The organism is Paenibacillus sp. 01L418 (genome assembly GCF_056400045.1).
In genome coordinates this window covers 43525-63731 of the sequence record NZ_JBFTSN010000027.1, presented here as the reverse complement: position 1 = coordinate 63731, position 20207 = coordinate 43525, and the positions used below count along the sequence as shown (strand labels likewise).

Below are 20207 nucleotides of genomic sequence, written 5' to 3'. Positions count from 1 at the left end.
TAGGTCAGCCCTTTCTTGCTTATATTTGAGATTTAGCCCGTTGTTCTATAAGGCAAGATGACATACATGCTATATGCATGGTCCATAGGACGAATAATAATAGGGCTCATTGCGCCTGTAAAGCCAATAAACAATTGCTCGCTATCAATGACTTTAAGGACGTCTAGCATATATTTAGAGTTAAATGCGATTCGAAGAGGCTCACCGTTAAATTCTTTTGCTTCAAGCTGCTCCGTTACTCGTCCAAGCTCAGTCGAGCTGGATGAAATTTCAATCGTTCCATCTTCAAGCGTCATAAGGCGTACGATATTCGTTTTTTCCTCACGAGACATGAGGTAGGCACGATCAATCGCGTCCATCACATTTTTTGTATCAAGTACAAGTTCTGTTTTGAACGTTTGCGGAATAATTTTAGAAGTATCGGGATAAGTTCCATCAAGGATACGTGTATAAAATAATACATTTCCGAGTTTAAACAACACTTGGTTGTCTGTTACAACGATATCGACAAGAGCATTTTGCTCTGGAACGAGCTTGGATAGCTCAATTAGTGTTTTCGCTGAAATGACGACATTGCTGAATTTGAGCTGTGCTTCTGTTTCAACTTGTGCCGTACGGCTTGCTAGACGGTGGCGGTCCGTTGCTACAAATTTCAATTCCCCTTCAAGCAAGTTCCAAAGTACACCTGTCAAAATRGGCGTTTGTTCACTTGCTGAGGCTGCAAGCACAGTTTGACGAATCATTGCTTTTAATAGATCGCCAGGCATTTGCAATATATCGTTTTGTTCGATGGAAGGAAGTACTGGAAATTCTTCCGGATCAAGTCCCACCATTTGTATTTCAGTAGAGCCCGAACGGATCATCGTCTGGTAAGTATTGCTCACATCGATAACGACTTGCTCGGATGGGAGTTTTTTTACAATCTCCACGAAAAACTTTGCGGGCAAAACGACGCTTCCCGGTTTATCCACATGTGCAATAACGAATTGATCTCTTTCCACAGGGATGAAGCTTTGAATAGAGATATCGGTATCGCTTGCTGTAAGTGTTACCCCAAGATGAGTAACCTCAATTTTGATACCGCCGAGAATAGGTATAGCAGGACGTGAGGAAGCAGCTTTTGCTACTTGCTGTATCGCATCGTTTAATTCATTTTTTGAGATTGTTAATTTCATGATTTCACTCCTAGCGTTCTTATAAATTCATCCAAGTATGAGCTCTCACAAACGATTTTTTTTGAAAATGGCGTAATTTGGTTATGTTTTGATGATTTTGCGTTTATTTTTAAACGTTATACAAACCTTATACTTAACCGCGAAGCGAGCTTTTGCCTGTAAAGGCTGGCATCAGCCGTTTTGCCGTATTTGATGATGTTTTTTTAAAGATTTTTAGTAGTCGTAGTAGTAGGGGCACTGAATATGTGGATAACCCCTTGGAAGACCGATAAAGCAAGCCTATCCACATGTGCATAGCTTGTGCATAGGCTTGCTTAGTTGTTCACATATGATTTTTGATCTTTTCGGTCAGGTTTTGAATGATTTTGTACAGGTCCTGATCTATTTTAAGCTGCTGTGTAATTTTCTCATGTGCGTGGATAACGGTTGTATGGTCACGCCCGCCAAAAGCTTCGCCAATCTTCGGAAGCGAGAAATCGGTGAGCTCCCTGGATAGATACATTGCGATTTGCCTAGGATAGGCTACCGCCTTCGTTCGTTTCCGCGCTTTGAATTCCTCTAGCCGCAGCCCGTAGAACTCCCCAACCTTTGTCTGAATATCATGCATCGTAATCATTCTAGGTCTGCTGGAAGGAATGATATCCTTAAGCGCTTCTGCCGCCAAATGCGACGTAATGTCTGCATTTATCAAGGATGAATAGGCGACTACCCGAATAAGGGCACCCTCCAGTTCACGAATATTTGTATCGATTTGATTAGCGATATAGATCATCGCTTCGTTAGGAATATCTAGATTCTCAGCGCGTGCTTTCTTGCGCAGTATTGCAATCCGCGTCTCCAGATCTGGCGGCTGAATGTCGGTAATAAGTCCCCATTCAAAGCGAGAGCGAAGCCTTTCTTCCAGCGTAGGAATTTCCTTTGGAGGCCGGTCACTTGAAATGACAATTTGTTTCCGCTCCTCATGCAGCGCATTAAAGGTGTGGAAAAACTCTTCCTGCGTCTGTTCTTTTCCGGCTAGAAATTGAATATCGTCAATGAGCAGAACGTCGATATTGCGATACTTTGTACGGAAGCTTTCACCACGATTATCACGGATAGCGTTAATGAATTCGTTGGTGAATTTCTCAGACGAGATGTAAAGAACTTTCGTATTCGGGTTGTGATCCATGATGTAGTGGCCAATGGCATGCATTAAGTGGGTTTTGCCTAGCCCAACTCCACCGTATAAAAACAATGGATTGTAAGCTTTGGCCGGCGCTTCCGCTACGGCAAGCGATGCTGCATGCGCAAATCGGTTGTTAGCACCGATAACGAATGTATCAAACGTATACTTCGGGTTAAGCATATGAGTAGGTGTCGCTTCCTCATTCATGACAGGGGAATGCACCGCTTTCGGCGGGAACATATATGCGGGCTCCGCACCCTTCGGCTCCTCAATAGAGAAGCGAACATCAACTTGTCTGCCCAAAAACTCAAACAGTGTCGTTCTTATTAGCTTCGTATAACGGCCCTCCAGCCATTCGGCCGCAAATGTTGTCGGCGCTGTTACTTCAAGCATGGAATCATCAACAAAATTAGCTTTCGTTGCTTTGAACCAAGTGTCAAAGCTCGGTTTGCTCAATTTCGTCTGTATGATCGACAACACTTGCTGCCATAAATCATAGGTATGGCTGTCCACAGACTGTCACTCCTTATCCAAATCGCCACAAGTGGCGCAGTTGCAAGAAAAAATGTCGAAAACAAGGGTATTATAACGAAAGCATCCACATTATGAAGAGAAATAAGTGAATGAGTTATAAATAGGGGATGAGTTTGTTCACAATGTTATCCACAGGCTGTTGATAAAACTGAGGCAATATTGATCTAATCCACAGTGAAAACATAATTATCATAGCAAAAGATGCCTTATATTTCAACGAAATCGCATATTTTATCCACATTCTCAACTGCTTGTGCATAAAAGTTATCTACACCACTACATATTGTTTATATCTTGTTAAGATTTCGACAAAGTTCGTTTAACCCGCCTGTGGATTGTGCACATGTTATTAGTTTTTGATAAATGAAGTCAATTCATGCGTTTATCCACAGCTGACTTGAAATTATTTTTATCAACAAGAGGGTGCTGGAGCTGATCATTGACTTTTGGGGCTGGGCATGGTTTAATAAAAAAAGCGTTTTTTTAAATATAAGACGTTATAGGTGCATGCTTATAATGCTGCTTATATACACCGCGAAACGATGCTGCTCCGTCAAACTATGACGGCGAGAGCCGTTTACGCTTGATTGGAAACACGCAGTATAGGAGGTGCAGAACGATGAGACCTACATTTAGACCTAATGTAAGCAAACGCGCGAAAGTGCATGGATTCCGCAAACGGATGAGCACGAAGAACGGACGTAAAGTTTTGGCAGCGCGTCGTCAAAGAGGAAGAAAAGTACTGAGCGCATAAGCAGAAGACCACGTCCGGTGGTCTTTTTTTTTTGCTTGTGAGGATGAGGAGTGAGTGAGCAGCAGCTTAGGCTGCTCGCTTGCTGACTATACTTAGAAGATGAACAAGAGAACGGTGGCCAACAGTCGTGCATAGAAAATTGCGTCTTCGCAATCGTGAAGACTTCAGCCGGATTTATCGAGGCGGCAAATCGTTTGCGAATGGGCAATTCGTCGTCTATTGGTCGAAGCAACCATCGGCGGAACCATTTCGCCTCGGTGTATCGGCAAGTAAAAAAATAGGCAATGCGGTAGTACGTAATCGCATGCGCAGAATGATTAAAGAAATTGTTCGTCACCAAGCCAATCGAATCGTTCCCAGAACCGACTTCATACTAATAGTAAGAAAGCCTGCTACATTGATGAAGATGAAGGATATGGAGAAGAGCGTTCTTCATGTATTGAAGAAGGCCGGTTTGCTGAAAAGCACGAGTATTTCTAAAGAGAAGCAGGCAGATTAACGATATTTTGCCGGCTTGCTTCGCATGCCTAAAAAACGCGATACAGCATGCGCCAAGAAAGCGGATGCAAGGATAGTCTCGTTGTTTCTTTGTCMCATAAATTATGGTATAGTCTAGAATGAAAATATAAGATTGTATTAGTCATACAATGCCTGTATTTTTCCACGAAACATATGCTGCGCCGCAAGAGCACGGCTATTGCCGCTGACGCTTGATGTAATGGCTTTCAGAGAGGAGTTTTAAAGTTGTTGTTTTGGACAAAAAACAAGAAAATGATTTTAGTGTTCGGTCTTGTTCTGCTTATGGGTGTGCTGGCAGGATGCGGCGCTCCATCAACAGAGACAACCGAGACTGCTGATCTATTGAAGGGGAACTTCTGGGAGAAGAACGTCGTTTATTACTTTGCCTTAACGCTTGATACGTTCGCAGGCTGGTTTGGCGACTCCTACGGACTTGCGATATTGCTCCTGACGATCATTGTAAGAACATTGATTTTGCCGTTAACGCTAAAACAGTACCGCAGCTCCAAAGCTATGCAAGCGTTGCAGCCGCAAATGGCTGAAATTAAGAAAAAGCACAAAGACAATCCGCAAAAGCAGCAAGAAGAGACAATGAAGCTTTTCCAAACGCATAAGGTAAATCCGATGGCGGGCTGTTTGCCTCTAATTGTTCAAATGCCGATTTTTATCGCTTTGTACAATTCAATCTACAAAAACCCTGATATTCGTGAGCATACATTCCTGTGGCTTCAGCTTGGAGAGAAAGATCCGTATTACATTCTTCCTATTCTCGCTGCCGCTACAACGTTCATTCAGTCAAAGATGATGCAGAAGCAGCAAACACAAACAATGCMAGGTATGGGCATGATGCTGGCGATCTTCCCTGTGCTCATTTTTGTAATGGCACTTTCTTTCCCAGCGGCTCTTCCTTTGTACTGGGTTTACAGCAACATTTACACAATCATTCAAAACTACTTCCTATACGTTCGTTCATCTGACAAAGGTAAGGAGGCCCCTGCGAAATGAAGAAAATCATTGCATCGGGGAAAACGGTAGAAGATGCTGTACGTAACGGATTATTACAATTGCAAGTAACTGAAGACCGCGTTAAACAAGTTGTGCTTGAGCAGCCAACCAAAGGTTTCTTTGGACTGTTCGGCGCAAAGGAAGCGAAAGTTGAGCTTGAGCTTATTCCCGATCCCATGCTTGAAGCGGAGAATTTCCTCCGTGAAGTGGCTGGCACGATGGGATTGCAAGTAAACATCGATCGAAAGCAAACAAGAGACGGTATACATATTGCTGTAACAGGCAGTGGAGATCTTGGCATGCTGATTGGACGTCGCGGACAAACGTTGGATGCATTACAGTACTTGGTTAATATTGTGGCTAATCGTTATTCAGACAGTCATTTGCGTATCGTACTTGATGCAGAAGATTTTCGGGAGCGCCGCCGCAAAACGTTAGCGGATTTATCCGATCGTTTGGCGGGACGAGTTATCCGCACAAGGAAAGAAGTTGTCTTGGAGCCGATGTCGCCGCATGAGCGCAAAGTTATTCATTCGCAGTTGCAGAACCACCCTAAGGTGAAAACGTTTAGTAAAGGCGATGAGCCGAACCGGCGAGTCGTTATTGCATTAAGACAATAAGCTGTACATTATAAATGTATACGAATCAATACGCTATCCACAGCAATGGCTCATAATGGTCATTGCTGTTTTTCCATTTGAGAGGTGCTGACAGCAATGGTACATGATACGATAGCTGCCATTTCCACAGCAGTCGGAGAAGGCGGAATCGCAATAATTAGAGTAAGCGGACCTGAGGCAATTGCAGGTATCGCGAGTGTTTTTCGTTCGAAAATAAATCTAAATGATGCGGATACACATACGCTGCATTATGGTCATATTCTCGATCCGAGGTCTGGAGAAGAGGTTGAAGAAGTACTTGTTACGCTGATGAGAGGCCCCCGTTCGTTTACCGCGGAGGATGTTGTCGAAATTAACGCACATGGCGGCGTTATTGCTGTTAAAAAGGTGCTTGATGTCGTATTGCAGCTGGACGGCTATCGCACAGCGGAGCCAGGCGAGTTTACGAAGCGTGCCTTCCTGAATGGTCGAATCGATCTTATGCAGGCAGAGGCTGTTATCGATTTGATTCGATCCAAATCTGATCGAGCATTTTCCGTTGCCCGCAAACAAGCGGAGGGCGTTCTGTCGAAGCGGATTAAAGCTTTGCGGCAGACGGTCATTGAGCTGCTTGCCCATATAGAAGTGAACATCGATTATCCGGAGCATGACGTAGAGGAAATGACGAGCTCGTTTATTCGTGACCAATGCGATTCTGCTATTAATGAAATAGATCGTCTGTTAAAAACCGCAAACGAAGGCAAGATACTAAGAGAAGGTATTGTAACAGCAATCGTTGGGCGTCCCAATGTCGGTAAATCGTCTCTTATGAATGTACTGACGCAGGAGAATAAGGCTATCGTTACCGATATCCCAGGTACGACTCGTGATGTCATTGAACAATTTGTAGCGCTAAACGGAATTCCACTTCGACTGCTCGATACGGCTGGTATTCGTGAAACAACGGATGTTGTTGAGCGAATTGGGGTGGAGCGCTCTCGCAATGCGCTTGAAGAAGCGGATCTCATTTTGCTAGTGCTGAACTATAATGAGCCGTTGCAAGCTGATGATCGGGAGCTATTGTTGCAAATGAAGGGTCGCCCAGTCATTGCGATCATAAATAAGACTGACTTGCCGCGTCAATTAGAAATTGAGGTGGTGGAGGAGTCGATTCCGGTCGATTCCATCGTTAAAATGTCGGTTCTTGAGGAAGATGGGTTAGACCGCTTAGAGAAGACGATAAGCGAGATGTTTTTTGAAGGCCAGCTTGAATCAGGTGATCTGACATATGTGAGCAATGTTCGACATATTGCTTTATTGAAGCGGGCAAGGCAATCGCTAGTCGATGCAATAGAAGCATCTGATACAGGAATACCGATTGACCTCATTCAAATCGATGCCAGATCCGCGTGGGAGTCGCTTGGTGAAATTTTGGGTGATGAGGCTGGAGATTCATTGATCGATCAAATTTTCTCGCAGTTCTGCTTAGGGAAATAGATGGAAGTAGGCTTTTGCAGCCGATATGAATTAAACTTACAACATGTGGTTTTAATGAAGAAGTAAAGTTAGTTCGCTGCTAAAAAGTGATTTCGCAAATGAGGCAGAGTTTCCAGCTGTCTCTGTGATTTAAGATTAGCGCAGCTCTAAGTGTTAATTAAGGAAATAGAATATCGAGCAAATCATTATTCTATTCAGCATATAGGTTTCACTGAAATGATGGGGCATAAGAAAGTTTTCAATGAAAGCCTTCGGTTATGCTTACGAAGTGGTTTTCTGCGAAAACCTAAGATAATGCTTACGAAGTGGTTTTCTGCGAAAACCTAAGATAATGCTTACGAAGTGGTTTTCTACGAAAACCTAAGATAATGCTTACGAAGTGGTTTTCTACGAAAACCTTTAGGAGGGTAAAGGACAATGAGATATATAGCTGGTGAATATGACGTGATCGTCATTGGAGCGGGGCATGCAGGCTGTGAAGCTGCACTTGCGGCCGCACGTATGGGCTGCGAAACGCTGCTGCTTACAATAAATCTAGACATGGTTGCTTTTATGCCATGTAATCCATCTATCGGCGGACCGGCAAAAGGCCATGTGGTGCGTGAAATTGATGCGCTCGGCGGTGAGATGGGACGTAATATCGATAAAACGTTCATTCAAATGAGGATGCTTAATACAGGTAAAGGTCCAGCGGTGCATGCACTGCGTGCGCAAGCTGACAAGTTTGATTATCAGCATTTAATGAAAAAGACAATTGAAGAAACACCTCATTTGACTCTGAGACAAGGTATGGCTGAAGAGCTTATTGTTGAGGATGGTAAATGCTTAGGAATCGTTACAAAAACAGGCGCTGAGTATCGTGCAAAGACAACGGTTGTTACAACGGGCACCTATTTGCGCGGCAAAATTATTATGGGCGAGCTGATGTATGAGAGCGGACCAAATAATCAACAGCCGTCAGTCAGACTTTCGGCAAGCTTGAAGGAGCATGGTTTGGAGCTTGTACGTTTCAAGACAGGTACGCCTCCGCGTGTTCACAAAGATACGATTGATTTTTCGAAAACAGAAATTCAACCTGGCGACGACAAACCGAAGTTTTTCTCGCATGAGACGGAATCTTCCACAAACGAGCAATTGCCTTGCTGGTTAACATATACATCTGAAGCGACGCACAAAATTATCAATGACAATCTTCATCGTGCGCCAATGTTCTCAGGTGCAATTGAGGGAACGGGCCCAAGATATTGTCCTTCTATTGAAGATAAAATCGTCCGTTTTGCTGATAAGCCAAAACACCAAATCTTCTTAGAGCCAGAAGGTAAAAATACCTCTGAGTATTATGTACAAGGTCTCTCCACAAGTATGCCGGAAGATGTACAGCTTGGTATTTTACGTTCTATACCAGGTTTGGAAAAAGTTGAGATGATGCGTAACGGATATGCGATCGAATATGATGCGGTAGTTCCTACACAGCTGTGGCCATCTTTGGAGACAAAGGTGATTGACGGTTTATTCACAGCTGGACAAATAAACGGAACTTCTGGTTATGAGGAAGCAGCGGGACAAGGCGTTATGGCTGGCATTAATGCTGCACGCAAAGTACAAGGGAAAGAACCGATTATTATCGGTCGTGCAGATGGCTATATCGGTGTAATGATCGACGATCTTGTTACGAAGGGGACGAACGATCCTTATCGTTTGCTCACTTCAAGAGCGGAATATCGATTGCTGCTTCGCCACGACAATGCAGATTATCGTCTAACGCCAACTGGCTACGAAATCGGTCTTATTTCGGAAGAACGTTACAATAAATTTTTGCGTAAAAAAGAATTGGTTGAAATGGATATTGAACGTCTACGCGGAACTAAAGTAAAACCTGATCAAGCAAATGAAATGCTGATAGCAGCGGGTACAGCGCCAATGGAGCATGGCACTGATGCGTTATCGTTGCTTCGTCGACCGGAAGTTACTTATGCGATGCTGGAAACGGTTGTACCTTCCGTTCCAGAAATGACAGAGGAAATGAAGGAACAGGTTGAAATTCAAATTAAATATGCAGGTTATATTGAGAAGCAGCTTGTGCAAGTAGCACGTTTGAACAAAATGGAGAAAAAACGTATTCCTGATGACATTGATTATAGTGATGTTCGCAGCTTAGCATCTGAAGCGAAGCAAAAGCTTTCTGTTATCAGACCGCTATCTATTGGTCAAGCGTCAAGGATTGCCGGTGTTACACCAGCTGATATTTCTATACTGCTTGTTTACTTGGAACATTACAACCGTGTTACTGCAGCGAGAGGATCATAATATGGACGAAACTTTAAAATGGTTTACAAAACGAATGGAGGAGAGCGGCATTCCGCTTTCTCCCTTTCAGCTTAAACAGTTCGAAACTTATTATCGCCTGCTCGTTGAGTGGAATGAGAAAATGAATTTGACCGGCATTACCGAACGAGATGCTGTATACGAGAAACATTTTTATGATTCCGTATCGCTTTCTTTTTATACGAAGATGGACAGTGTTCGTAAGCTTGCTGATATAGGCTCAGGAGCGGGTTTTCCTAGTATTCCTTTGAAAATTTGTTTTCCTCATTTGCAAATCATGATTGTTGATTCTTTGAATAAAAGAATACAATTCCTAACGCATCTGAAAGAGCAGCTTGGTTTAGATCAGGTTTTATGCTTGCATGGCCGGGCTGAAGATATTGCACAATTGCCAGACCACCGTGACAAGTATGATTTAGTAACGGCAAGGGCAGTTGCGAGATTAAATGTATTAAATGAATTTTGTTTGCCCTTCGTAAAAAAAGGTGGATTGTTTGCTGCTATGAAAGGCTCGCAATCGGATGAAGAAGTTCGGGAGGCAGCTTTAAGCCTAAGAGAGCTCAAAGGAAAAATTAAATCACAGCATCAGTTATCACTTCCAAACGAGCAATCAGAGCGACATATTGTTTTAATAGAGAAGCTAGATGCTACTCCGCGTAAATACCCTAGAAAAGCAGGCACTCCACTAAAACAGCCACTTATGTAGCTGGCATCTAATGTTCCACGTGAAACATTTTGCAAATGGTTACTTGGGGAAAAGAACTTCCATTTTCTTATAACAATTATTTGTTCTAAAATGATGTCAAGCAGGAGATCGTCCAGTGATAGTCGAATTATTATAGTAGATGAAGAGACTGGACGATACCGTTACATAGACGAACCAATAAACGTCTTCATAAGACACATTGAAGTTCGTATCACGGGCAAATATAAGCATCGTATCAAGCTTTACAGCCATACCTGATTATATTTTAACTGAAGCCTCTCCTATCATTTCCGAATGAATTTTGTTATGGATGTTCGCCGTGCAGTTGACGATTATTACCTGAGAGAGGTTCTAGTAACCGAAATAATCCAATTGGCAATGAACCAATCTTACTGCTGAAGCGTATTTATTGCAAAAACCTTGTAATTGCTTTTTAATAGAATGGAGACATTTTCCTAGTTTACTAGTGTTAATGCTGACATTTTGTGTGAAACGCATGCTTCCCATTACTATGATGGGGGTTATGGTTTCTTTTGAAGTGATTAAAAACAAGGTTTATCTCATGATCGGGTGGTAATTATCGATATGAAAGAACAATTTTCTCGATTGTTCGGCCTGTCCGAGCAGCGCATACCGCAAGAAGAAGTTCGGCAAATACCGATTCAAGAAATCGACGCAAGCCCATTTCAGCCGCGGACGATTTTTGATGATGACCGAATTGAAGAATTATGTCAAACGATAAAAACGCATGGTGTTATTCAGCCTATCGTTGTTCGTATGCGTAATGGAAGATATGAAATCATAGCAGGGGAACGTCGCTGGCGTGCTGTTACTAAGCTAGGTTACGATACGATCCCTGGTATTGTTCGTGAATTCAACGATTCACAAACAGCTTCCATTGCATTAATTGAGAATCTTCAAAGAGAAGGTTTATCAGCAATTGAGGAAGCGATAGCTTATCAAAAATTAATCGAGCTTCATCAATTAACACAGGAAAGCTTGGCTCAGCGTCTAGGGAAAAGTCAATCGACGATTGCCAATAAATTAAGATTGTTAATGTTGAATGATACGATTAAGATGGCTTTAATGGAACGGAAAATTACGGAACGACATGCAAGGGCTTTGTTGTCGCTCGATAATGAAGAGTTGCAGCTTAAAGTATTAGATGAAATCATAACTAAAGATTTGAATGTTAAGCAGACTGAGGTTAGAATCGCTTTCCTAAAAGAGTCAACCAAACTCAAGAAAGCGAAACGTATTTCTTTTACTAAGGACGTACGTCTGGCCCTTAATACAATCAGACAATCCATTGAAATGGTTTCTGGATCTGGATTGCAAATTAAGACGAATGAAAAGGATCATGAAGATCATTATGAAATTACGATCCAGATCCCTAAAAGATAGAGTTATATCTTAAAATAGTATAATTTAATGCTTATTTGTGCCGTCCTCACTGAGGGCGGCGATGCCATTTGTAGCTAGTTTTTTATTAAATGTGCTGTACATGTATGATTCATGATAATTAACTAGTTTTATGTTATTAGCATTTTTACGTTAATGGATCTTAAGAAAATAGCACATAAAAGTTGTACACATAGAGGTGAGCCGGTTTTGTCGAAGATAATTGCAATAGCCAACCAGAAGGGCGGTGTCGGAAAAACGACAACGTCTGTCAATTTAGCTGCCTGTCTTGCATCACTTGGTAAAAAAGTGCTGCTAGTTGATATTGATCCACAAGGGAATACAACAAGTGGTCTCGGTATTAACAAAGGGGACGTAACGAATTGTATTTACGATGTGCTTATTAATGAAGTCCATCCAAAAGATGCAATGTTTGAGACGGCTGTTCCAGGTCTGAAAATCATTCCAGCAACGATTCAATTGGCTGGTGCCGAAATCGAATTAGTGCCGACGATATCAAGAGAGCTGCGTTTGAAAAAGTCTTTGCATATGGTTAAGGATGATTTCGATTATGTGCTTATTGATTGTCCTCCGTCACTTGGGATATTAACGATAAATTCGTTAACCGCAGCTGATTCTGTTCTTATTCCTATTCAGTGCGAATATTATGCTCTTGAAGGTTTGAGTCAACTGCTTAATACGGTTCGACTCGTTCAAAAGCATTTAAATACATCGCTTCAAATTGAGGGTGTTCTTCTGACCATGCTTGATGCGAGAACGAATTTGGGAATTCAAGTTATTGAAGAAGTGAAAAAGTATTTCCAACAAAAAGTGTATCAAACGATTATTCCACGTAATGTACGTTTAAGTGAAGCGCCATCACATGGACAAGCTATTATCACATACGACCCGCGTTCTAAAGGTGCAGAAGTTTATCTTGAACTCGCAAAGGAAGTGATTATGTATGAGCAAGCGGCTAGGTAGAGGGCTGGATGCGCTTATCCCATCGCTTTCTGTGAATGACGATGATAAAGTGATTGAAATTACCTTATCCCAACTAAGGCCTAATCCGTATCAACCTAGGAAAACATTTGATGAGGATTCGATTAAAGAATTAGCAGAATCCATTAAGCAGCATGGCATCATTCAACCTATTATTGTTCGTACTGTATTGAAAGGTTACGAAATCATAGCAGGTGAAAGACGTTTCCGTGCTTCACAATATTGTGGAAATGCGACTATACCTGCTGTAGTAAGATCGTTTACTGATCAACAGGTTATGGAGATTGCTTTAATTGAGAACCTACAGCGCGAGGATTTGAATGCAATTGAAGTTGCAATTGCTTATCAGGCGCTTATCGATAAGTTCAAGCTTACGCAAGAAGAGTTGTCCATGAAGGTCGGAAAGTCCCGTTCTCATATTGCCAACTTCGTTCGGTTGCTTTCGTTGCCAACTGAAATAAAAGATAATGTTTCACGTGGAACAATTTCTATGGGTCACGCAAGAGCGTTGGTCGGCATTAAAGATGATAAGGTGCAAAAGGAATTAGCAGATCTTACCGTTTCTCAAGAGTGGAGTGTCCGCGAGCTTGAAGAGGCGATTCAGAAGCTTGATTCTAAGCAGCCGGAAGATACAGCGAAGCCGAATCAGAAAAAACGCGATCCGTATATTGACCATTTAGAGGAGTCGCTTCGTGAACGATTTAAAACGACAGTGAAAATTAAACAGCAAAAAGATAAAGGCAAAATTGAGCTACAATACTATAGTAAACAGGATTTGGAACGTTTGCTAGAATTGCTTCAATACATGGCATAGACTATACCAAACAATGGCATACCTTAGTTGTAATCTTGCTTTTGAAAGATTAAACTAAGGTATGCCATTGTTGTGAGCAGGTAGCTAGGAAAGGTGTGAAATTCGTGAGCAATCATAACCAATCACTCATTTATTTGGATCATGCGGCAACCTCTTGGCCTAAGCCGCCTGCAGTAACAGAAGCAGTTGTTAATGCTATGTTAAATGACGCTGCTAATCCGGGAAGAGGCAGTCATGCTATGGCTGTGCGAGCAAGTCGAATATTATTTGAAACGCGTAAACAATTGGCTAAACTATTTAACATAAAAAACCCGAATGACATAGCATTCACCTCTAATACGACGATGTCATTAAACATGGCGATAAAAGGTTGGTTGAAGCCTGGTGATCATGTTATCGCAACCTCAGTTGAACATAATTCAGTAAGAAGACCATTATATTATCTGGAACAGACAATCGGTATTGAAGTGACATATGTAGAATCAGATGAACGTGGAAAGATTAACATAGATGATGTTGCCTCAGCTATTCGTTCTAACACAACACTTGCTATTGTTAATCATAGTTCCAACCTGTTAGGAACAATTATGCCTGTTGCAGATATAGCTGAACTAACAAGGAAGCATGGAATAAAATTGTTAGTTGATGCCGCGCAAAGTGCAGGTATTTTACCTATAGATGTAAGAACAATGGGCATTCACATGCTGGCTTTCCCGGGACACAAAGGGTTGCTCGGCCCACAAGGCACAGGAGGGCTGTACATCGATCCTGAGCTTGACTTGGTGCCTTTATTGCATGGTGGGACAGGAAGCCAATCTGAGGCAGTAGAGCAGCCTCAAGTGAGGCCAGATCGTTATGAGGCGGGAACACAAAATACACCGGGCTTGGCAGGGCTCAAAACCGGTGTACAGTATGTTCTGAATGAGACGGTGCACAATATCCATACTAAGGAATGGATGCTTACTCAGAGATTAATGCAAGGCCTTGAACCAGTAAAGGGAGTCAAAATACTGGGACCAGAGCTTGGGGAACAAAGAACAGGTATTGTAGCTTTTAACCTAGAGGGCGTTGATCCTTCTGAATTATCATTCATATTGGATCAGCATTACCGAATTGCTGTGCGAGCTGGATTTCATTGCACTCCACTCGCACATGCTTGTGCAGGAACATTGGAAACAGGAGCTATACGAGCAAGTGTCGGTGTATTTACAACGAATGAAGAAATTGATGCGTTGACAGGTGCAATCAGAGAGATTGCACAGCAATATGGCGTTTAGCATTGAACTGGGGGCGGAGTAGCTAAGATGGAAGATTGGACATCAAATCCGATGAATGCAGTTACGGTGGGCATTGCGTTATTTGCCATCGTATTATTCATTTGGATAGCGGTTTTAGGCGGGCGGCTGAAAAAGCTAAGAAAGCAATATACAGCGGTTATGGGGAATACAGGTGTGACGAATATGGAAGATGTCATTGTTGAATTGAAGCAAGGCCTTGCCGAGCAGCAGCAAGCGAATACGGAGCTGAAGGCTCAGCTAATTGATATGCAATCTACTGTAACAAAGCAAAAAGGAAAAGTAGGCGTCATTCGTTATAATGCTTTTGCTGAACAGGGCAGTGATCTCAGCTTTTCAATCGCAATTATCAATGATGAGAAAGATGGAGCCGTATTTTCAGGTATTCATAGCAGGGAGAATACTTATGTCTATGCAAAACCTCTTGAAAAAGGCCAATCAGTATACCCTTTAACCCCTGAAGAGCATAAAGCTATTTTGGAAGCAAAATAGGAAATTTATTTGTTATTAAATATTATCCGAAGCTGCGGTTTGTTCAAGAACGCTGGTCGTGATATGCGCATTGTTCGCAATAGCAGTAAATAAACTGAGCGAAATAATGTCGGCCATTTTCATAACGAGATGCAGACGAGTGTTTTGCAGCACAAAATACTCCATAAATCCGCCTACATTAACGATACCAGTAATATGAATGTCGCCAACAGGAGGAAGGTCCTTGTTGACGCCAGCACCAGGACGCACAGGGCCTACACCAACTTGAATGCTGCCTACGCTGGATACTTGACCAAGGCAGGCATCAATGCCAATCACAAATGGTTTGTGGAACCGCCGATTGATCTCGATAAGGGTATCATCTAAATTCATAGCATGAACCGGATTTTCAAGCGTGCCAAATAGTGAGAAATGAGGGCTGCGGTATTTCGATAGTGAGGTTCCAATCAGCGGTCCTAAAGAGTCTCCTGTTGAACGGTCCGTGCCTACGCAGACAACTACGATGGGGCGTGCAGCAGCCATTTCTTCGAGCATGGCTGTAAGTCGATTTACTAGCATGCCAATTACGTTTGCGGTGGTGTAGGGTACCTTCAAAGGCGTCTCTTTAATAAATGAAAGCTTCATAGAATCCCTCCGATTATACCGATATGCTACTAGTATATGGATAGGACAACCATTTTATACGTCAGATAGTTTTGATATTTTGTTTGCCAAGAAAGTTTGTCATGCTAATTTAATGGAGGTCTTGCTTGTGTTAATTGCCTTCGATTCAACTCAGCAAGCATTGCGTGCAGAAATGCTGCTCGAATACGCAGATATTGAAATTGACATATGTCCCACGCCGAAGGAAATTACAGCCGGCTGCGCATTATCTATTCATTTTCCTGAGGAAGATTTGATAACGGTTAAGGAAGTTATTGTGCAGGAAAACGTGGAAGTTAGAGGTATATTTAAGCCGATTGAAGCCGGTTATGAGCAAATCGACATGTAAATATATTCAAAGTTAATAAGGAGGAATTGTGATGTCAATCAGAGAACGATATGATGAATTTGTTGATTGGTTGACAAACAATGAATTATGGCAAGCATTTGGTAGTTCTGCGCTGCGAATCGTTATGTTCTTATTCATTGGCCGTGTAGTTGTATGGGTAATCCATAAAACCATTGATCGAATTATTTTAGAGCGTGAGAACAAGATGTTGATCAACCACACTAGGCGAATGACAACCGTAGGCAAGCTGATGAAAAATGTAACTTCTTACGTCGTCTATTTTATAACCATTATGCTCATATTGTCTGAATTCGGGATTAATTTAGGGCCATTGCTCGCAGGAGCAGGTGTACTCGGACTTGCTGTCGGGTTCGGTGCGCAAAGCCTGGTGAAGGATATTATTACGGGATTTTTTATTGTACTCGAAGATCAATTCGCTGTAGGCGATGTGATTCAGACAGGGCAATTCAAAGGGACCGTAGAAGTCATTGGACTTAGAACAACCCGTATTCAGAGTTGGACCGGGGAGGTTCATATTGTTCCCAATGGCATGATCAATGAGGTTACAAACTTCTCGATTAATAATAGCATCGCGGTTGTTGATATTTCGATTGCTTTTGAGGAAGAAGTCAATCGTGCGCTAGAGGTCATTCGACATACGATGATCACGATGAAGGATGAAAATTTAATTAATGCACCGGAAGTGCTTGGTATTCAGGCTATTGCTCCAACAGGGGTAACGCTTCGAGTGATTGCTGAGTGTCGACCGAATACGCATCCGATCGTATCTCGCAAGTTAAATATGGAGCTGAAAAAGGCATTAGATGCGAGCGGTATTGAAATTCCGTATCCTCGAATGGTCACTTATCATCGCAATGGAAAGGGAGGCGAAAAAGATGGAGCGTAAGCAATTTGAGCTAGGTGATGTTGTTCAAATGAAAAAACAGCATCCATGCGGCTCTAATGAAATGGAAGTCATTCGAATGGGGATGGACATCCGCATTAAATGCGTCGGTTGTAAGCACAGCGTTCTAATCCCTAGAGCTAAATTTGAAAAAAACATGAAAAAGGTGCTACGCTCCAAAGCCTCTGAAGAAGGCTTAACGTAAGCAAAAGTACGAACGGCTGAGTGGTTTTAAGGAAATACTTGCGCGTTGACAAGCACTGTGATACAATAATTTTTACATGCGGAGAGGTACCCAAGAGGCCCAAGGGGGCTGACTCGAAATCAGCTAGGCGGGTCAAACCGTGCGTGGGTTCGAATCCCACCTTCTCCGCCATTATATTAAACATTTACGGTTCCTTCAGAGGAACCGTTTTTTTATGTCTTTTTAATAGATTAGGAAATACAAAGGAATAAATAATATAGAAAAGAGAGCTCTTGCGAGCTCTCTTCCTGACGGTGAATAATGGCTGAGTCGATCAATTCTCACTGCAAGCTGTTGAAACATCATTCGTCAATCGGAACAATTCAGCTAAAGCTTCATTAAATCCTTTTGAGCACAATCATACACGGCCGATTGAACGGTAACGTGTATCAATGCTCGAATGCGCGTGTGTTACAGACAAGTGTCTTTGGCACAACCCTCCGCTTCTCTCCTGAGTGGACGAAATCCTCACGCGATGAGAGCTAATCCGTTTTTAGACGGGTATAGTGTCTCCGCGTTTGCCGAAATGGTTCAATGGAACCACACCTCTCTTGCACCGTCAAAAATTAGAATGGCCAAACTGATGTTTTATTATTCAAAACCATGTAGAAAAATTAATGGCCCATTCGTTTCCATTTACGCTCGTGGTTAGAGGTGTCAGGAAAACGCTGCCCTTTGCTGAGCTTGACCTTCTTCGGATTATTGATTCCCATATGAAATGAGTTCACACCGTCCTCGATGTATGTGCCATCATTCGGAGCTTTGTCGCCCGGCGAAAACATTGTACCTTCACCCATTATGATCAGCCTCCAGCTTATATTTAGAGCGGATAGATAAATACACAAGATCTATCCCTTCATGTTGTAGTATTAGCGGGCAATGGGATTTGCATGAGTAGCAGATAACGGCTATAAAATGGATGAACCATCGCCAGAAGTTGCCTGCGTAGCAACATCATCTATTTTCGCTTGTCATAGGCGTACAGATTTGATATAGTATAGAGATGCGAGCAGAAGCTCGTTCCTTGCTCCATTTATGGGGCCGTTAGTCCAAGAGGAGGTGAAACAATATGCGCAAATATGAAGTAATGTACATCGTTCGTCCAGACGTTGAGCAAGAAGCCTTGCAAGCGATCGTTGACAAATTCCATGGCATTATCTCCAATGGCGGAGAAGTCACAAAGCAAGATGTGAGCGGAAAACGTCGTCTTGCGTATGAAATCAACAAGCTTCGTGATGGTTATTTTGTACTCGTTCATTTCAATGCAACTACTGAAGTTGTAAATGAACTTGACCGTATCATGAAGATTACGGATGAAGTTATCCGTTCGTTGATCGTCAGAGACGCCGCTTAATCCAAGCTGGATTGTTCGATTGGGAGGTCAGAAACGATGTTGAATCGTGTTATACTAATTGGTAGATTGACGAGAGACCCAGAGCTTCGCTATACACCTGCAGGTGTCGCAGTTACACAATTTACGTTAGCGGTAGATCGTCCGTTTACAAGCGGTGGTCAAGGTGAGCGTGAAGCGGATTTTATTCCGGTTGTAACATGGCGTCAACTGGCCGAGACTTGCGCCAACTATTTGCGCAAAGGCCGCTTAACAGCGGTTGAAGGTCGCATTCAAGTTCGGAATTACGAGAACAACGAAGGCAAACGCGTCTACGTGACGGAAGTTATCGCTGATAACGTTCGGTTCTTGGAATCCAACAAAGATGGCGGTGGATCGCGTGAAGAGGGTGGAAGCAGCTACAGCGGCGGTACAAGCACCGGCGGAAGCAATTTCGGCGGCAATGCGTCCCAAAGCAGCGGTAACCGTCCATCTGGTAATAACTCACGTAACGACAGCCGTGATCCGTTTCAGGATGACGGACGCCCGATTGATATATCAGAGGATGATTTGCCATTTTGATAATGGTGTAGCTCAGGCTGCACATGTCAATGGAGCAGTTGCACAGCCTTTAGCTGTTGTGTAATTGTAATATTTTCAACGATAAGGAGGATACCTATCATGGCTTTCAAGCAAAGAGATAACGGTGGCGACGAGCGTCCAGAACGTAAGTTCAGCGGACGTAAAGGCGGACGCAACAAACGCCGTAAAGTTTGTTTCTTCACTGTAAACAAAATTTCTAAAATTGACTATAAAGATGTTGATTTGTTGAAAAAGTTTATTAGCGAGCGCGGCAAAATCTTGCCACGTCGTGTGACTGGTACAAGCGCGAAATACCAACGCTTGCTTACAATCGCAATTAAACGTTCACGTCAAATCGCATTGCTTCCTTACACGACTGAATAGGTTGATGTCTGGAATCAAAAAGCCTACTGAGGTTTCTCAGTAGGCTTTTTTTGTATTTCTAATCGAATGATACGCATATATTCACGAGGTAAATAAGGGGAATATGGCTCTAAATGATGGATAGAATCATGCGCAGAATATATTTTGTATTGCAGTAAGGATGCAGGCTGCAGCAGCTGTTTGCTTCGCTGCTGATCCATTTGCTGATCCAAATGCCATGCGCCAGCTAAAATCAGAATGAAAATGAATGAGCTGATCGCTATTTTTGTACGCCGCATGATGATCACTCCTTTAGTAAGAGTAATCCCCATTTTAACTATTTTCATTCTCCCCGCTCTGTCATCTCAATTCTTTTGACAATTTTAGACTTGAACGATATACTAAAGTGTAGTCAAAAAACAACTAAATTAACTTTTTTATCGGAGGAGCCTGCCAACAGCGGGCTCTTTTTGCGTTTTTTTAAGGCTCCGGCAGAAATGGAAGTACTTT

23 protein-coding genes and 1 tRNA gene are annotated in these 20207 nt (G+C 42.5%); 19 read left to right on the top strand and 5 right to left on the bottom strand.

Annotated features, from left to right (window positions below):
- Positions 1-32: 32 nt before the first annotated feature.
- Positions 33-1175 (bottom strand): DNA polymerase III subunit beta, encoded by a 1143-nt coding sequence (gene dnaN / locus AC1DSE_RS06455; protein ID WP_076266596.1) that lies wholly within the window; start codon positions 1173-1175, stop codon positions 33-35.
- A 322-nt stretch (positions 1176-1497) separates the two neighbouring features.
- Entirely contained in the window at positions 1498-2853 is a 1356-nt protein-coding gene (gene dnaA, locus AC1DSE_RS06450) for a chromosomal replication initiator protein DnaA (RefSeq protein WP_076266595.1), read from the bottom strand.
- Positions 2854-3493: 640 nt separating this feature from the next.
- Here dnaA and rpmH point away from each other — a divergent pair.
- The 12 genes from rpmH (at position 3494) to AC1DSE_RS06390 (ending at position 15283) form a co-directional block, all read left to right on the top strand.
- Positions 3494-3628, top strand: a complete 135-nt coding sequence (gene rpmH / locus AC1DSE_RS06445) for a 50S ribosomal protein L34 (protein ID WP_054025773.1) — start codon at positions 3494-3496, stop codon at positions 3626-3628.
- A gap of 127 nt (positions 3629-3755) precedes the next feature.
- Positions 3756-4127: a ribonuclease P protein component gene (gene rnpA / locus AC1DSE_RS06440; protein ID WP_076266594.1), complete on the top strand. Its 372-nt coding sequence runs from the start codon at positions 3756-3758 to the stop codon at positions 4125-4127.
- Positions 4128-4399: 272 nt separating this feature from the next.
- Positions 4400-5152 carry a YidC/Oxa1 family membrane protein insertase gene (locus AC1DSE_RS06435; protein ID WP_477527503.1) on the top strand — a complete coding sequence of 251 codons (753 nt, stop codon included), beginning with the start codon at positions 4400-4402 and terminating at the stop codon, positions 5150-5152.
- Positions 5149-5772: an RNA-binding cell elongation regulator Jag/EloR gene (gene jag / locus AC1DSE_RS06430; RefSeq protein ID WP_076266593.1), complete on the top strand. Its 624-nt coding sequence runs from the start codon at positions 5149-5151 to the stop codon at positions 5770-5772. The genes AC1DSE_RS06435 and jag overlap by 4 nt, the downstream gene beginning before the upstream one ends.
- A gap of 96 nt (positions 5773-5868) precedes the next feature.
- A complete protein-coding gene (mnmE, locus tag AC1DSE_RS06425; RefSeq protein WP_339205832.1) occupies positions 5869-7248 on the top strand; it encodes a tRNA uridine-5-carboxymethylaminomethyl(34) synthesis GTPase MnmE in 1380 nt (459 codons plus the stop codon).
- A 417-nt stretch (positions 7249-7665) separates the two neighbouring features.
- Entirely contained in the window at positions 7666-9555 is a 1890-nt protein-coding gene (gene mnmG, locus AC1DSE_RS06420) for a tRNA uridine-5-carboxymethylaminomethyl(34) synthesis enzyme MnmG (protein ID WP_076266591.1), read from the top strand.
- Position 9556: 1 nt separating this feature from the next.
- A complete protein-coding gene (gene rsmG, locus AC1DSE_RS06415) occupies positions 9557-10279 on the top strand; it encodes a 16S rRNA (guanine(527)-N(7))-methyltransferase RsmG (RefSeq protein WP_477511810.1) in 723 nt (240 codons plus the stop codon).
- A gap of 585 nt (positions 10280-10864) precedes the next feature.
- A complete protein-coding gene (gene noc / locus AC1DSE_RS06410; RefSeq protein ID WP_076266589.1) occupies positions 10865-11683 on the top strand; it encodes a nucleoid occlusion protein in 819 nt (272 codons plus the stop codon).
- A gap of 207 nt (positions 11684-11890) precedes the next feature.
- On the top strand, positions 11891-12664 hold the full coding sequence (locus tag AC1DSE_RS06405) for a ParA family protein (protein ID WP_076266588.1): 774 nt from the start codon (positions 11891-11893) through the stop codon (positions 12662-12664).
- Positions 12645-13496 carry a ParB/RepB/Spo0J family partition protein gene (locus tag AC1DSE_RS06400; RefSeq protein ID WP_441878064.1) on the top strand — a complete coding sequence of 284 codons (852 nt, stop codon included), beginning with the start codon at positions 12645-12647 and terminating at the stop codon, positions 13494-13496. Before AC1DSE_RS06405 ends, AC1DSE_RS06400 begins: the two co-directional genes overlap by 20 nt.
- Before the next feature lie 104 nt (positions 13497-13600).
- The gene (locus AC1DSE_RS06395; RefSeq protein WP_477511809.1) at positions 13601-14773 is read left to right on the top strand and encodes an aminotransferase class V-fold PLP-dependent enzyme; all 1173 of its coding nucleotides are present in this window, start codon (positions 13601-13603) and stop codon (positions 14771-14773) included.
- Positions 14774-14800: 27 nt separating this feature from the next.
- The gene (locus AC1DSE_RS06390) at positions 14801-15283 is read left to right on the top strand and encodes a DUF4446 family protein (RefSeq protein WP_477511808.1); all 483 of its coding nucleotides are present in this window, start codon (positions 14801-14803) and stop codon (positions 15281-15283) included.
- Positions 15284-15298: 15 nt separating this feature from the next.
- On the opposite strand, the gene yyaC is transcribed toward AC1DSE_RS06390, so the two are convergent.
- The gene (gene yyaC / locus AC1DSE_RS06385) at positions 15299-15907 is read right to left on the bottom strand and encodes a spore protease YyaC (RefSeq protein WP_339205822.1); all 609 of its coding nucleotides are present in this window, start codon (positions 15905-15907) and stop codon (positions 15299-15301) included.
- 112 nt (positions 15908-16019) lie between these two features.
- Between yyaC and AC1DSE_RS06380 the strand changes: the two genes are divergently transcribed.
- The 4 genes from AC1DSE_RS06380 (at position 16020) to AC1DSE_RS06365 (ending at position 17554) form a co-directional block, all read left to right on the top strand.
- On the top strand, positions 16020-16274 hold the full coding sequence (locus tag AC1DSE_RS06380) for a putative Se/S carrier protein (protein WP_076266583.1): 255 nt from the start codon (positions 16020-16022) through the stop codon (positions 16272-16274).
- Positions 16275-16305: 31 nt separating this feature from the next.
- Positions 16306-17181 carry a mechanosensitive ion channel family protein gene (locus tag AC1DSE_RS06375; protein WP_076266582.1) on the top strand — a complete coding sequence of 292 codons (876 nt, stop codon included), beginning with the start codon at positions 16306-16308 and terminating at the stop codon, positions 17179-17181.
- Positions 17171-17383, top strand: coding sequence for a DUF951 domain-containing protein (locus tag AC1DSE_RS06370; protein ID WP_054025760.1), 213 nt, complete (start codon positions 17171-17173; stop codon positions 17381-17383). The genes AC1DSE_RS06375 and AC1DSE_RS06370 overlap by 11 nt, the downstream gene beginning before the upstream one ends.
- An 80-nt stretch (positions 17384-17463) precedes the next feature.
- Positions 17464-17554: transfer RNA gene (locus AC1DSE_RS06365), tRNA-Ser, on the top strand.
- 482 nt (positions 17555-18036) lie between these two features.
- Here the strand turns inward: AC1DSE_RS06365 and AC1DSE_RS06360 are convergent.
- Positions 18037-18219, bottom strand: a complete 183-nt coding sequence (locus tag AC1DSE_RS06360; RefSeq protein ID WP_076266580.1) for a YjzC family protein — start codon at positions 18217-18219, stop codon at positions 18037-18039.
- Positions 18220-18491: 272 nt separating this feature from the next.
- Between AC1DSE_RS06360 and rpsF the strand changes: the two genes are divergently transcribed.
- From rpsF to rpsR, 3 genes are all read left to right on the top strand, one after another.
- Positions 18492-18776, top strand: coding sequence for a 30S ribosomal protein S6 (gene rpsF / locus AC1DSE_RS06355; RefSeq protein ID WP_054025758.1), 285 nt, complete (start codon positions 18492-18494; stop codon positions 18774-18776).
- A 36-nt stretch (positions 18777-18812) separates the two neighbouring features.
- On the top strand, positions 18813-19334 hold the full coding sequence (ssb, locus tag AC1DSE_RS06350) for a single-stranded DNA-binding protein (protein ID WP_054025757.1): 522 nt from the start codon (positions 18813-18815) through the stop codon (positions 19332-19334).
- Between the two features lie 99 nt (positions 19335-19433).
- Positions 19434-19718 carry a 30S ribosomal protein S18 gene (rpsR, locus tag AC1DSE_RS06345; RefSeq protein WP_054025756.1) on the top strand — a complete coding sequence of 95 codons (285 nt, stop codon included), beginning with the start codon at positions 19434-19436 and terminating at the stop codon, positions 19716-19718.
- Between the two features lie 23 nt (positions 19719-19741).
- Here the strand turns inward: rpsR and AC1DSE_RS06340 are convergent, their stop codons facing one another.
- On the bottom strand, positions 19742-19996 hold the full coding sequence (locus tag AC1DSE_RS06340) for a hypothetical protein (protein WP_477511807.1): 255 nt from the start codon (positions 19994-19996) through the stop codon (positions 19742-19744).
- Between the last annotated feature and the right edge of the window lie 211 nt (positions 19997-20207).

Bases quoted from the DNA above. Each gene is read 5' to 3' on its own strand.
- rpmH (WP_054025773.1), top strand. From the start codon at position 3,494: ATGAGACCTACATTTAGACCTAATGTAAGCAAACGCGCGAAAGTGCAT.
- jag (WP_076266593.1), top strand. From the start codon at position 5,149: ATGAAGAAAATCATTGCATCGGGGAAAACGGTAGAAGATGCTGTACGT.
- mnmE (WP_339205832.1), top strand. From the start codon at position 5,869: ATGGTACATGATACGATAGCTGCCATTTCCACAGCAGTCGGAGAAGGC.
- mnmG (WP_076266591.1), top strand. From the start codon at position 7,666: ATGAGATATATAGCTGGTGAATATGACGTGATCGTCATTGGAGCGGGG.
- rsmG (WP_477511810.1), top strand. From the start codon at position 9,557: ATGGACGAAACTTTAAAATGGTTTACAAAACGAATGGAGGAGAGCGGC.
- noc (WP_076266589.1), top strand. From the start codon at position 10,865: ATGAAAGAACAATTTTCTCGATTGTTCGGCCTGTCCGAGCAGCGCATA.
- AC1DSE_RS06400 (WP_441878064.1), top strand. From the start codon at position 12,645: ATGAGCAAGCGGCTAGGTAGAGGGCTGGATGCGCTTATCCCATCGCTT.
- AC1DSE_RS06390 (WP_477511808.1), top strand. From the start codon at position 14,801: ATGGAAGATTGGACATCAAATCCGATGAATGCAGTTACGGTGGGCATT.
- yyaC (WP_339205822.1), bottom strand. From the start codon at position 15,907: ATGAAGCTTTCATTTATTAAAGAGACGCCTTTGAAGGTACCCTACACC.
- AC1DSE_RS06380 (WP_076266583.1), top strand. From the start codon at position 16,020: ATGGAGGTCTTGCTTGTGTTAATTGCCTTCGATTCAACTCAGCAAGCA.
- AC1DSE_RS06375 (WP_076266582.1), top strand. From the start codon at position 16,306: ATGTCAATCAGAGAACGATATGATGAATTTGTTGATTGGTTGACAAAC.
- AC1DSE_RS06370 (WP_054025760.1), top strand. From the start codon at position 17,171: ATGGAGCGTAAGCAATTTGAGCTAGGTGATGTTGTTCAAATGAAAAAA.
- AC1DSE_RS06360 (WP_076266580.1), bottom strand. From the start codon at position 18,219: ATGGGTGAAGGTACAATGTTTTCGCCGGGCGACAAAGCTCCGAATGAT.
- rpsF (WP_054025758.1), top strand. From the start codon at position 18,492: ATGCGCAAATATGAAGTAATGTACATCGTTCGTCCAGACGTTGAGCAA.
- ssb (WP_054025757.1), top strand. From the start codon at position 18,813: ATGTTGAATCGTGTTATACTAATTGGTAGATTGACGAGAGACCCAGAG.
- rpsR (WP_054025756.1), top strand. From the start codon at position 19,434: ATGGCTTTCAAGCAAAGAGATAACGGTGGCGACGAGCGTCCAGAACGT.
- AC1DSE_RS06340 (WP_477511807.1), bottom strand. From the start codon at position 19,996: ATGCGGCGTACAAAAATAGCGATCAGCTCATTCATTTTCATTCTGATT.